11 protein-coding genes are annotated in these 12,688 nt (G+C 71.5%); 7 read left to right on the top strand and 4 right to left on the bottom strand.

The genetic code is table 11. The annotated features are described in order from the left end of the window. Positions 1-2: 2 nt before the first annotated feature. The 3 genes from AGRA3207_RS10060 to AGRA3207_RS10050 all read right to left on the bottom strand — a co-directional run bounded on the left by AGRA3207_RS10060 (position 3) and on the right by AGRA3207_RS10050 (position 3,703). Complete coding sequence (locus AGRA3207_RS10060; protein ID WP_231334307.1) at positions 3-1,685, bottom strand: SWIM zinc finger family protein; 1,683 nt, start codon at positions 1,683-1,685, stop codon at positions 3-5. 38 nt (positions 1,686-1,723) lie between these two features. After that, positions 1,724-3,094, bottom strand: coding sequence for a chromate efflux transporter (gene chrA / locus AGRA3207_RS10055; RefSeq protein WP_273700025.1), 1,371 nt, complete (start codon positions 3,092-3,094; stop codon positions 1,724-1,726). A gap of 84 nt (positions 3,095-3,178) precedes the next feature. Further along, on the bottom strand, positions 3,179-3,703 hold the full coding sequence (locus tag AGRA3207_RS10050) for a Chromate resistance protein ChrB (protein ID WP_231334306.1): 525 nt from the start codon (positions 3,701-3,703) through the stop codon (positions 3,179-3,181). A 465-nt stretch (positions 3,704-4,168) separates the two neighbouring features. On the opposite strand from AGRA3207_RS10050, the gene AGRA3207_RS10045 reads away from it, so the two are divergent. Next, positions 4,169-4,534, top strand: coding sequence for a hypothetical protein (locus AGRA3207_RS10045; RefSeq protein WP_231334305.1), 366 nt, complete (start codon positions 4,169-4,171; stop codon positions 4,532-4,534). Positions 4,535-4,713: 179 nt separating this feature from the next. Here the strand turns inward: AGRA3207_RS10045 and AGRA3207_RS10040 are convergent, their stop codons facing one another. Further along, positions 4,714-7,869 carry a DEAD/DEAH box helicase gene (locus tag AGRA3207_RS10040; protein WP_231334304.1) on the bottom strand — a complete coding sequence of 1,052 codons (3,156 nt, stop codon included), beginning with the start codon at positions 7,867-7,869 and terminating at the stop codon, positions 4,714-4,716. A gap of 429 nt (positions 7,870-8,298) precedes the next feature. Here AGRA3207_RS10040 and AGRA3207_RS10035 point away from each other — a divergent pair, with 429 nt between their 5' ends. From AGRA3207_RS10035 to AGRA3207_RS10010, 6 genes are all read left to right on the top strand, one after another. Continuing rightward, positions 8,299-9,087 (top strand): YbaB/EbfC family nucleoid-associated protein, encoded by a 789-nt coding sequence (locus tag AGRA3207_RS10035; RefSeq protein ID WP_231334303.1) that lies wholly within the window; start codon positions 8,299-8,301, stop codon positions 9,085-9,087. Between the two features lie 22 nt (positions 9,088-9,109). Beyond that, complete coding sequence (locus tag AGRA3207_RS10030; protein ID WP_231334302.1) at positions 9,110-9,433, top strand: hypothetical protein; 324 nt, start codon at positions 9,110-9,112, stop codon at positions 9,431-9,433. Then, positions 9,433-9,927, top strand: a complete 495-nt coding sequence (locus AGRA3207_RS10025) for a WXG100-like domain-containing protein (RefSeq protein WP_231334301.1) — start codon at positions 9,433-9,435, stop codon at positions 9,925-9,927. Before AGRA3207_RS10030 ends, AGRA3207_RS10025 begins: the two co-directional genes overlap by 1 nt. Positions 9,928-9,947: 20 nt before the next feature. Next, complete coding sequence (locus AGRA3207_RS10020) at positions 9,948-10,835, top strand: hypothetical protein (protein ID WP_231334300.1); 888 nt, start codon at positions 9,948-9,950, stop codon at positions 10,833-10,835. Continuing rightward, positions 10,832-11,614 (top strand): hypothetical protein, encoded by a 783-nt coding sequence (locus tag AGRA3207_RS10015; protein ID WP_231334299.1) that lies wholly within the window; start codon positions 10,832-10,834, stop codon positions 11,612-11,614. Before AGRA3207_RS10020 ends, AGRA3207_RS10015 begins: the two co-directional genes overlap by 4 nt. A 293-nt stretch (positions 11,615-11,907) precedes the next feature. After that, a complete protein-coding gene (locus tag AGRA3207_RS10010) occupies positions 11,908-12,651 on the top strand; it encodes a DUF4286 family protein (protein ID WP_231334298.1) in 744 nt (247 codons plus the stop codon). Positions 12,652-12,688 lie beyond the last annotated feature (37 nt).

The following is a 12,688-nucleotide window of genomic DNA, read 5'->3' as shown; positions in this document are numbered from 1 at the left end:
CTTCAGGGCAATCCGGCCTGGTCCAGCTCCTTCTGAAGGGCGGACTTGGTCTTGTGCCGGGTGCGGAGCGCGGCCAGCTCGCGCCGGAACCCCGCGTGCCCCCCGTTCCGCTCCACCAGCGACCGGGCCTCGGCGAGCAGCTGCGCGGCCCGTGAGTAGGCCCTCTTCTGCTTGCCCGCGATCTCCTGCTCGGCCACCCCGACGAAGACCGGGACCACGTCGTCGGGGTGGCCGAGCCCGCGTTCCCTGGCCACGTCCAGCAGTGTCTCCCCGCCGACCTCGTGATCCTGGACCACCCGCCAGGCGCCGTCGACGTCGCCCTCCCACAGCAGGATCTTCGCCAGCGTGCCGAACTCGTCCTGCCGGCCGGGCTCGGCCGCGTGCTCGCGGAGCAGGGTCAGCGCCCGTCCCCGCCAGCGTGCCCAGTGCTCGCCGGCGGCGCCGGCGAGCAGCTGGTATCTGCGCAGGGTGGGCGCGCCGATGAAGCCCGGCCACAGCAGTTCGACGGCCCCGCGGCGATCTCCCGTCCGCACCAGGCACTCGGCGCCCAGCTCCCGCAGCTCGGCGTTGCCGGACAGGCGCTCCAGGGCCTCCCTGACCCGGCCGGCGGCCTCCGTGAGCCGTTCCTCGGCGATCAGGGCACGGACGACCCGGAGCACGTCCTGCGCCGGGGCGTCCGCGGGGAGCAGCGCGATCAGCGCGTCCGCCCCGCCCCGCTGCTCGGCCAGCCGGTTCCTCATCCGCCTGACCGCCCTCGCCGTGGGCGAGGCGTTCGCGTCGGACGCGCCGCCGTCCGCGTCCAGCTCGCGCCACGCCTGGTCGAGCCGGTCCCCATACCGGGCCAGTCCTTCCGTCCCGAGCGCGAGGACGTAGTCGGGGACCGCGTCATGGGGGACGCCGCGTGCCAGCGTCCTGTCGACCAGGCGGTCGGCGAGCGCGACGGGGTCGGGGTGGTAGTCGGCGCACGCGGCGCGGTGGACGCGCCACACGGCGTACGCGAGATCGTCCACCTGCTCGGTGAGCCGGTCGGCCGCCCCGTCCCGGAGCGCCGGCAGGTCGAGCGCGAACTCGGCCAGCTCGACGGCGACATGGGCGAACCCGGCGTCGACCAGGTCGGCCACCTCCCGCAGGACGGCCTTGGCCCCGGCGAACCGCTCATCGACGTCGTCGTAGGAGGAGAGGCACGCGACCCTGATCGCGTGGCTCAGGCGATGGCGCAGGGCCCCGGCGTCGAGGACGTCGTGCATGTCGCCGCCCGCGGTCACCTCCAGCCGGACGCGCACCATCGGGTGCATCCTGGCCGCGCACAGCAGCTCCTCGACCAGCCATCCGGGATCCTGCCCGGCGAGGAAGGCGCGCAGCCGCTCATCGGAGATCCTCTCCGGCGGATCCGGCAGGACCAGCGATCCCGCCTGGTCGAGCCAGGCAAGGGCGGTCGCCACGCAATGCTTGCAGAACCGGCCGCCGGCCCCCTGCGGGCAGGTGCAGCCGCCCACGAGCCCTGCGGCGGCCAGATAGAGCTCCACCTCATAGGAACCCGAACCGGCGATCGTGGCGGACGCGGTGGACTCCGTGACCGACAGATCTTCGACCCGCCCCTCGTCGAAGTAGACCTTCCCTCGGTCGAATGTCTGTGAACCGGACAACTGCCGGATCTTCTGCTTGGTCACCACCTGTTGCGCCATCGGCACCTATTGTGCCGCGAATGGGGAAACGTCGCGTGTTACAGGGCGGTCGAGGCGAGGCCGAGGAGGGCGCAGGCGGCGAGGGTGCGCAGGACGGACCAGCGCAGGGCGAAGACGGCCAGGAGGGCGGCGGCGGTGATGGCCAGGGCGATGAGGTCGATGCTGTCCGGCTGGGGCAGGGTGAGGCCGAGAAGGCCCCAGGTGTGGTGGTGGGTGGTGGTGAAGAGCGTATGCAGGGTGAAGTAGAGGGCGAGGTTGGCGATGACGCCGACGATGGCGGCGGTGATGCCGGTGAGGGCGGCGGAGATGGCGGGGTTGCCGCGCAGGCGCTCGACATAGGGGGCGCCGAGGAAGATGAACAGGAAACAGGGGACGAAGGTGACCCAGGTGGTGAGGAGTGCGCCGAGGAGGGCGGCGACCCAGGGGTCGAGGCCCCCGGGGTCGTGGTAGGCGCCGACGAAGGCGACGAACTGGACGACCATGATGAGGGGGCCGGGGGTGGTCTCGGCGAGGGCGAGGCCGCGGACCATTTCGCCGGGGCCGAGCCAGCCGTAGGTCTGCACGGCCTGCTGGGCGACGTAGGCCAGGACGGCGTAGGCGCCGCCGAAGGTGACCAGGGCGGTGCCGGAGAAGAACAGGCCCTGCTGGGTGAAGACGCTGCCGGTGCCGGTGAACAGGGCGACGGCGCCGATGGGGATCAGCCACAGCGCGAGCCCGAGGGCGAGGATCCTGGCGTTGCGGACCGCTGAGGGCGGCTCGTCATGCAGGACGTCGTCGGAGATGAGCGGCGCGGGCCCGTCGTCGTCACCGCCGTGGCCGTCCGTCGAGGTGAAGGCCGCCGGCCGGGCCTTGGCCAGCAGCCAGCCCGCCAGGCCCGCGAAGAGGATCACGACCGGGAACGGGACGGCGAATACGGCCAGGGCGACGAACGAGGCGATGGCCAGGCCGATGAGGAACGGGTCGGTCAGGGAGCGCTTCGCGACGCGGATGACGGCTTGGGCGACGATCGCCAGGACGGCGGGGGCGAGACCGACGAACAGCCCGGTGATGAGCGTGGTGTCGCCCCAGCCGACGTAGGCGGCCGACAGGGCCAGGAGCGCGACGACGCCGGGCAGGACGAACAGGATCCCGGCGACGAGTCCTCCGGCGGTGCCGTTGAGGAGCCAGCCGATGTAGACGGCCAGTTGCTGGGCCTCGGGACCGGGCAGGACCATGCAGTAGGAGAGGGCGTGGTTGAAGCGCCGCTGGCCGATCCAGCGCCGTTCTTCGACCAGGGCGCGCTGCATGACGGCGATCTGGCCGGCCGGGCCGCCGAAGGTCTGCAGGGAGATGCCGAACCAGGCCCGCACGGCCTGGCGGAACGGCACCACGTCGCTGCCGGCGGGACGGTCCTTGCTCGGCACGGTCACGGCGATACTCCAGGGGGTGAGGGCGGGGGATGAGGGGGCAGGCGGGTTCGCGGCCGGGCAGCAGCCCGCGGCGGGTCGCCCACCTCATGACCGCTCCTCCGCCTGTTCCTGCTCGCGGGCCAGGGCGAGCGCCTGCACCGCGGTGACGGCGGCGTCGCGCTCGGCCGGGGGGAAGTAGTCCCGGCGGCCGATGCGCCGCAGCTCGGCCCGCAGCCGCCGTACCATCGAGGCCCGCTCCGTGTCCGCCAGCCCGGCGGCCGCCTCGGCCTCCTGGCGGATCGCGGCGTACTCCACGGCCCGGGCGGCGGCCATCCCTCCGGCCAGCTGCCGCTCCTGGGCGGCCGTGGTCGGCCGTGCCAGCCACACCACCGCGCTGCCTCCGGCCTGCACCGCGTCCTCGGCCACCCACTCCAGCTGCTCCCGCGTGCGCGCGTCCGCCGGAAGCGCGACCACCCCGTCCCCCAGCTGGGCCACCCCGAGCTGCCGGAGCTTGCGCCAGATCGCGATCCTGGGCGACGACGGCTCCCTGGGCACCCGGTAGGACAGCAGCACCCAGGCACCCGCCTCACCGGCCCCTTGTTCCCCGAGCACCGCGTCCAATGTAACCACGGTTACATCCTACTCCTGGCAGATCGCGGACTGCCATGAATGCACCTGGAGTGGCCGGCCCGATCGCACGCGGCTTCCTCCCTATCTGCGCCCTCACGCTGGCACGACCCCCTTCCGTGTCACCGGCACTCGTCCGAAACCAATGGCGGTGGCGATGCCTTTTCTGCCATTCACCGCGATGGCCGAGGCGCGGTCCGGCTGATATTCATTTTTCCTATCAGATGGACATGGAAATGGTCCGCATCCATCCGCTAAGCTTCTGGGGCGGGCAATCTCCGGGGCGAGACGTCGATTTATCCTAGTGGCGTCAGATATAACTTACTTTTATGACCTAATGACATTACCCCGTACGCCCTCCGCGCTCAATGATAGGTCTGCATTCGGGGCCTGATCATCAAATCGGCCCGCGATGGCAATGCCGGCGGCACAGTACGTGAATCCCCACGCTCCCGAGGATGTGCGCTCATGAAGATCCGCAAGCAAGCCCTGGCCGCGATCGGTATCGGCGTGGCCGCCCTGGCCGTGTACGGCGGCGGCACCGCTTCGGCCGGCACCGGCGACGACAAGCCGAAGCCCCCGGTCACCTGCACCCTCAAGGCCGACGCAGGCCCCTTCGTGGCGGCGGCCTGCATGGGCGAGGGCGCGGTCCAGCTCACCGTGTTCTGCCCGGCCGAGAAGCACTCGGACTCCACCATCGACATGTTCACGGGCCGTTCGATGCTGCTCGACGACCAGTGCGCGAAGGGCCCCACCCTCGCCGCCCTGACGATGTTCGACATGAGCACCCACAAGCCCGGTGAGACCCTGGTGCCCATGCAGCAGATCGCCTGACACCAACCCGATCCGCCTGCACCACGAAGCGCCACCCGGCCGACCGGTCGGCCGGGCGGCGCCCAGCCCCCCGCCGCGCCCGTCGTCATCGATCTCATCCATGCCAGGCCGCGCGTGGTCGTGGCGGACGTGCCGAACGGCGGCCCGGCGCAGCAGCGGCGGTGGTTCGCGGAACTCGCTCAGGGGTCGGTTTGATCGGGGGCGGGGTCGGGGGGTGCTCCTGTGCGGTGGTAGACGCTCAGCCAGCCTGTCGCCTGGTAGTCGCCGCGGCGGCTGAACAGGGCGGCGCCCGGTTCGGCGTTCTCGGCTTCGGTGTTCGCGGGGAAACGCAAGGTGAGCTGGTCGGCGTCGATGCGGGCGCGTGTGTGGGCGTTGCCCTTCCAGGTCGCGGCGACCGCGCCCGGTGCGCCGGTGATGAGGGCGTCGCCGGCGGAGAGCGCGAACGCCGCGCCGGTGAGACGGTCGCGCAGGAGCGTCCGGTAGGCGGCCGTGTCGAGGTGGCAGCCGGCCGGGCGTGCGCCGGGCGGCCAGTCGGGATTGTCGACGCCGCGCCGTGTCGCGGCGTGCCACATCTGCGGGACGGCGGTCTCGGTGTGCAGCGGGGTCGCCATCTGCTCGCACATCCACAGCAGGCGGCCGGCGCCGCGGGCCGCGCCGAGGCGGCGCCAGCGGATGCGGCGGGCGAGGTCGGCGGCGACGACCGCGACCCACGGGTGGACGGTGCCGAGGTAGCCCTGCCCGGCCAGCCAGCCCAGGTAGTGGGGCGCCTCGTCGAGGAGCGGGTGCATCGCCGCGGCGGGGATGCCCGCGATGAGGCGGCGGCGGGAGGTGAACGCGCCGGGCGAGTTCGCGGCGGTGAGCAGGGTCGCCCTCGCCAGGTCGCCGGCCTTGTACGGGGCCTTGCCGGCGAGGCCGCCCCCTCGGTAGGCCCGCGCGGAGCCGACGCGGCGCAGGTGCCCGCGGGCGTTCAGGAGCCGCGCGACGGCCGGCCGGACCTCGTCGGCGACGGGGGCGTCGGCCAGGCCCGCGACCAGCACCGACACCAGGAAGATCAGCAGCTCCTCGGCCTCGACGTGCCCCGACGGGACGGGGACCAGCGCCAGCGCCTCGCGCAGGTCGCGCCCGGTCTCGGTGGACACCATCAGCCGGGCGGTGAGCGACCCCAGGTCGGTCACGGTGATGTCCGCGTCGCCGGCGGCCTCCGCGGGCGCGGTGGTCGTGATGTAGCCGCCGGCCACGAGCGCGTCGACGGCGTAGTGGAGGGGGTCCAGGCTGTGGATGCCCTGGTAGTGGGCCAGCGTCTGGATCCACCACGCCTCGGCCTCGCGCAGCGTCGCGACGCGGCCCTGCACCGCCTCGGCCAGCACGTGGTCGGACAGCGTCGCCACGATCTTGGACGAGACCTGGTAGCCGTCGACGAGCCGGGCCTGCCAGGCCGAACGCCTGTTCTCGTCGACGATCAGGTACGCCCAGCCCTCGGTCTCGCCGGCGCCGATCCGTCCGGCGCGGCCGAACATCTGCTGGACCTGGGCGACGTCGATCGGGTCGCGTCCGAGGGTGGTGTCGCGGACGATGACCGCGCGGGCGGGCAGGTTCACGCCCGCCGCGACGGTGGTCGTGGCCACCAGCACGTCGAACTCCCGGTCGCGGAACGCGCGCTCGGCCTCCTGCTTGTGCTCCCAGTCCTTGTAGTGCAGCCCGACGCGCGCCGCGGCGCAGACCGCGTGGACGCGGTCCTGATCGTCGGGATCGACCCTGCCGATGTCGGCGCCGCGGTCCGCGGCGATGGCGAGGGCGGTGAGGCGCACGCCCCTCTTGCTCCCGCAGAACACCAGCACGCTGCCGTCGTCGCCGGTGACCCGGCGGGTGACCTGGCAGGTCAGCCGGGTCCGCGCGGCCTGGGCGGCGGCGGGGTCCGAGCTCGCGGGGATCGTGAGGAGCTGCCAGGTCAGCCGGGTCGGCCGCCACTCGATCGCCACCGGCTCGGCGCCGAGCCATCCGGCGATCTGCCCGGCGTTGGCGACGGTCGCCGACAGTCCCACGACCCGTACCGGCGACCCGATGCCCCGCACCCGGGCGAGCAGCGCCTCCAGCACCGGGCCGCGGCCGGGACTGCCGAGCAGGTGGACCTCGTCGACGATCAGGCAACCGACCTCGGCGATCGCCTCCTGCATCGACGACGCCCGGCACAGCGACTCGAACTTCTCGGTCGTCGCCACCCACAGGTCCGCGTCCCGGGTCCGCTCGACGTCGACGGCGTGCTCGCCCGACAGCCGCTCCACCCGCAGGCCCCGCGCGCGCCAGGTCTCCAGCTCCCGGTCCAGCTCGTCGGTCAGGGACCGCTGCGGCACGAGCCAGGCGGCCTTGCGCCCCTCCGCGAGGATCGCGCGCAGCGCGGCGATCATGCCGATGACCGTCTTGCCGGCCCCGGTCGGCGCCGTCACCAGCAGATGGTCGTCCCCCTCCCGCAACGGCGGCGACGCCTGCGCCTGCGCCGGGTTCAGGGACGGGAACGGCAGGTAGGGCAGCCACGCGGCGGGCACGTGCTCGGCGGCCGGGACGAGGACCGGCGGCGTGATCTCCTGCTGGTGGGCGTCCCAGATCACCTGGAAGGCGTCCCGGGCGGCCGCCGCCGCGAGTCCCTCGCTGGTCACCGGGTGGCGCGCGACGCCGAGGCCGTTCCCGAGCACGTTCAGCCGCGCCGACGCCGTCAGCCCGGCATGCCGGCCGTGCGCGTCCACGGAGGTGACGGTCTCGGCCTCCAGCCAGTACCGCACGGACCTGAACGGGACACCCAGGTTCTCTAACCGCTCGCGGACCGGCTCGAAGGAGGCACCTTCGGGCAGCAGCACCCGGACGTCCACGCCCGGGCCGGTCTCGGGCAGCGGCTCGTTCGGGTCGTTGAGCTTCACCCAGCGCAGCAGCCGGTCCTCGCGCGCCTCGATCTGTTCGACGAGGTCCATGGACCGGTCGTCGGACGCGACGAGCCGCGCCCCGCGCCGGGCGAGCACCCTGCGCAGGTGATTGCCGAGGCGGTTGTCGTCGAACCCGTCACCGCTGGACAGGGGAGAGGGCATGCCGGACGCCGCCGATGTGGCGCGAAGCTGTTGTTCGACCGCCTCCCGATACCGTTTCAGGCCGACGTCCGCGACCGTGAAACTCTTCGGGCAACGCCGGCAGACGAGGGCGACATGCCGGTACCGCTTTCCGTCACTGACATACGCCTTGTGGAACGAATGCAGGCCGTCGCCGCAATCGGGGCAGGTCACGGCCACGTCCTCGCCGTAACTCCAGCCCGGCTCCGCGAAGACGGCGGACGCCGGTTCCGGTCTCACTCCCCAAAGCGCGTGCGCCAGTTCCCCGACCGACATCTGTTCCGCGTCCACCAGACGGCCCGCTTCCCGCTCGCTTCCCGGCTCCGACCTGTGCTCGCCTCAGATCTCCCGCATAACCACCCAATGAACGACATGCGTCATCAACGGCACCAGTATGCCCGCGCCGCGATCACATGTCCGTCCCCTTGCCGCCCGGATCGGGACCGGAGTCCGCCGGCGCGGCAGGGCCCAGGGCGATGACCGGCCCGCCGATCGGGACCCTCGTGACGCCAATGGGACGAAATACGCGTCGCACTCCCACCGATATCGATTTCGGCCAGAGGCGGATTATTCCCGCGTGACCGGTGCCGGACGGCAAGATCGAAAAGAACGTTCCAGCTGCTAGCGTCGGAAACCACTGATCTCCTTTTGCGAGGACCAGGCGGGGGCATGGACGAACAGATCAGTCGCGCGTACCTGAGGTTGGCGGATCTGCGGGCCGAGGCCGATGGCGGTGGGCCGCCGGCCGGGACCGCGGCCGTCAGGGCGGTCGCGACTTCCGAGGACGAGCGCATCCGGGTGACCGCGGTGAACCGCCGGATCGAGGGCATCGACATGGACGCCCGGCTGCTGCGCCTCGAAGCGGCCGATCTGGCCGCCCGCCTCGTCACAGCGGTGAACGCCGCGTTGGAACAGGCGCGGCCATTGCCGCCCGAAGGCGACGACGTCCCGCCCGTGGATGTGGAATCGATCCGGCAGGGCCTCGACGACGTCTTCAGCGAGGGCATGATCGGAATTCAGAGAGTGACGAATTCCCTCGGAGAGGCCGTCGCCCAGATCAATCGGCGTGCCACGATGCACGGTTCTTTCGAGCCGCCGGACCTGGAGGCGTTGTTCGAGCGGACGCGGGCCGTGATGGCCTCGGCCCGCAAGGAGCGGGCGGACGAGCAGGCCGAGGCGTCCGCCGCGGGCGGCCGCGTCCAGGTCGCCGCGGCCTGGGACGGACGGATCGTGCGGCTCGTCCTCGACCCCGCCCTCGGGCTCGTCGGCGTCACCGACGGCGTGCGCGCGGCCGCCAACGAGGCGCTCGCCGAGGCCGAGAGCCGGGCCCGCCGGGCCGCGCGTCCCTCGGCCGAGTTCACCGACGGGGCCCGTGCCGTCCAGGAGAGCGGGGTCGCGCTGCTCCGGGACTACGCGGCGGCCCTGCAGAACCTGATGAACAGCGCGCAGCCCAAGTAAGTTCGCGACACCTGGAGATCTCATGGCACCCGAACTCAGGGTCGACCACCAGCAGATGTTGAAGACCGGACGGCGCCTCGGCGAATCGGCCCAGGGGGTGCGCGGCCATTGGGAGCAGTTCCGCGGTGAGCTGGAATCGTTCGGCCAGCCGTGGGGCCAGGACGTTATCGGCTCCCTCATCGGTGCCTGCTACCAGGCTATTTTCGAGGTCTTCCAGGAATGCCTGGGCGAGAACGCCGACGCGGTCGGTGAATACGCCACGGGCGTCCAGGAGATGGCGCACGGTTACCGTGAGGCGGAGGACGTCTCGCACCTTGAGGTCAACCGTGTCAGGGAATTCCTCTGATGGGCCTTCAACTGCCCGGCGAACTGCGGGGCCTGCTGTCGATGCTCGGTTACGACTGGCCCGAGGCCGACGAGACCAAACTGCTCGACATGGGCCAGGCGTGGCTCCGGTTCGCCGGGACCCTCGGCGAACCGGTCGGGGACGCCCATGGATATGCCCAGCTGGTCTGGTCGGCCACCCAGGCCGACGGGGTCACCGCCTTCCAGACGGCATGGACGGGCGCCGAGGCGCCCCACGCCAACCTGGAGGACGCGCGCACCGCGGGCCAGCTCATCGGGGCGGGCCTGATGGTCTGCGCGGCGATCGTCCTGTTCCTCAAGATCAACACGATCGTCCAGCTCGTGATCCTGGCCTATGAGATCGCCCAGGCCATCGCCACGGCGGCCGTGACCTTCGGGGCGTCCCTCGCCGAGATCCCGATCTTCAAGGAGATCACCGGGTTCGTCATCGACCAGCTCATCGATCTCGCGCTCAACGCGATCCTCAACGACTAGGGACGCCGGGGAGGTTCGCTGTGGGGAGCAGGCGTGGCGGCAGGGGGACGCGCGGGGGCGGCGGTGTCATCGGCCGCGCGGCCGCGCGGTTCCTGCGCCGTCCGGGACGGCATCGCGGCCCCTTTCCGCGCGGTGCACACCGGAACAACCTCGGCGGTGCGACGCCCAAGCGGCCGCACAATCCGCGCGACATCCAGAACAGGTGGGGAATCCGGCGCAAGGACCAGAAGAAGTTCCAGGACTACGCCGACCGCAAGAAACTGCAGATCGACGTGCGCCCGGTGAACCCGGAATCGCTGAAGCACCTCAAGCACGGCAACGCGATCCCCAAGCCGCAGTTCGTCAAATCGAAGACCATCAATGACTACGACGTGATGCTCAAGCCCGACCTCAAGGGCAAGGAGGGCCAGGTAGGGTATTTCAAACCCGACCCGCCTCCGAAGACCAAGCCGGACGGCATGTCCGACAAGGACTGGGACGGGCTCAACGACCGCTACCGGCAGCGGCACAAGGAGTATTACGACCAGCAGGGTGCGATGGAGGAGTACGGGCAGAAGGGCAAACTGCAGGTCGGCGACGACGGCGTCGTCCGCGGCACCGATCCGAGGGACGGCCAGACCAAGCCGTTCGCGGGGGACAACGACCTCTATGACGTCCGCCATCATCCGGGCGGCGAGCGGCTGACGCCCGACGAGTACAAGCAGACGGTCCAGGAGATGATGGACAACGACATGGGCGTCAACCACGGCGCCCACAAGTACTGGGTGCCGGAGAACGACGTCAACCAGGGCATCTGGGACAAGATCGAATACAACCACTCGCCGGACAACCCGAACATGGAGCCCGTCGTGCGCTTCACCCCGAACCAGCCGGTGTCCGTGGTCGGCGGAGACGGAGCACCGATATGAACGGCCCCTTGGACGCCGGACGCCTCGCCGCCCGGGCCGAACTGCTCGACCACGGCAACCGGTGGAAGGCGGAGGCCGAGCGGCTGTCCGAGGAGGACACCGAGTCGGACGAACTGGACCGCGCGCTCGCCGAGGCCCAGAAGAACCGCAACGAGCTGACGCACCGTTACCGCGAGTGGCTCCCCGAACTCCCTTTGACGCGCGACCCGCACACCGGAACCGCGGTCGACTACCCCATCGACCCGGTCGACCTCGACGGCTGGTTCTGGAATTACGAGGCCCCGGTCCGCCGGCGTCCCGCCGTGCTCCCTCGCACCTGGCTCACCCTGACCGGCGCGATGCGGATCGCGACCCCGGTGACGTATGCGCCGTTCATGTGCCAGCCCGGCCCCGGCGCCCCGTACGTCGTGCCGCGCATTCTGGAGGCCCCGGATATCCGCGCCGTCATCTCGCAGATCACGGTCGGCGGCCACACCGGCTGGGCCATCGCCTATTTCGGCCCGCGGCCCGGTGTCCGGCTGGAGAACGTCTGGGGCACCCAGGAATACGACGTCTACGACGAGGCGGGGGAATGGAAGGGCTGGGCGGACAACATCCCCTGGCCCGCGGACTGGGACTTCGACCTCGAACCCTGGCTCGCCTCGGGGCGCCTTCTCTGGATCGCGCCGGACGATTCCACCCTCACCTTGCGCGAGGGACCCGCGTCCTGCCCGTATCTCGGTATCGAGGGCCCGCACGACCTCGCCTACATCAGGAAAGGCTCCCTCGCCTACCACTGAGCCTGGAAGGCAGGGTGTCGCGGGGCTGCCTTCGTGAGCCTGTGAGGTAACGGCTTTCTGGGCGAACGCCCGGTCCGTTTCACCGCGTCTTCACCGCGTCGCGTCGAGAGGGCGCGCCGTCCGGCTGTCGCTGCACCACTACACCACCCTCGCGGACGTGACGGTGGTCTGCGCCGCCATCGCGGAGTACCGCGCCCGCACCTCAGAGGCATCGCGATCCTTGTGAATCGATCGATCGATCGGTTAGTCTGCCCGCACGTCGCCCGGACGTGGCGGCGGCCTTGGAGGCGGCGATGGATTCCGAAGGGTCGGCGGCGCGGCACTGGAGCCCGTTCCTGAGCATGGTCGGCATGTCCACGGTGCCGGGGGCGACGCCGGAGGACATCGCACGGTTCCACGGCTTCTACGACGAGGTGCACGTCAAGGAGGTGCTGGCGGCCAACCCCGGATTCGGGGCGCCGTCGCGCTACGAGCTCGACCATGAGCCCGACCCCGTGACGCCCCGCTGGCTCGCGCTCTACCCGATCGAGGAGGAGCGGCACGTCGACGGCTATCTGGAGAGGCAGCGCGATCCCGGTCTGAACGCCCGCACGTACTCCGCCGGTCCCGAGGTCTGGAGCACCGCGACGTTCGTCTGGCGCGCGGTGTGGCGCAGGGTCACCGCCGGGGACCCGCCGGCCGGGCCGGTCACCGGCCTGCTGGTCGCCGGGGTGGACCCGCCGTCCGGCGCCACCGACGCCGAGCTGGCCGAGTTCACCGACTTCTACGACACGGGCCACATCCCCGACATCCTCCGGCACGGCGGCTACCGCAGCTATGCCCGGTACGAGAAGGTCGCCGACCTGCCCAGCGCCTTCCGCGACCACCCGCGCTTCTGCTCGGTGTACACCACCGACGTCCCGCGCGACGAGGCCGACCCCGAGTCCGCGCTCGCGAAGGCCGGGCGGGCGGGGCTGCTGTCCCGCGGCCCCGAGGTGTGGCAGCGCCGCACCACCCGGTGGCGGCTGTGGTTCACCCCCCTCACCGGCGCCGGCTGACGAGACGGCGGGCGACGCCGACCACCGATCGGGGGCC

The sequence above is a fragment of the Actinomadura graeca genome (assembly GCF_019175365.1).
Classification (GTDB): domain Bacteria; phylum Actinomycetota; class Actinomycetes; order Streptosporangiales; family Streptosporangiaceae; genus Spirillospora; species Spirillospora graeca.
The sequence above is the reverse complement of the archived record's forward strand: the minus strand, read 5'-3'. Positions and strand labels throughout refer to the sequence as shown.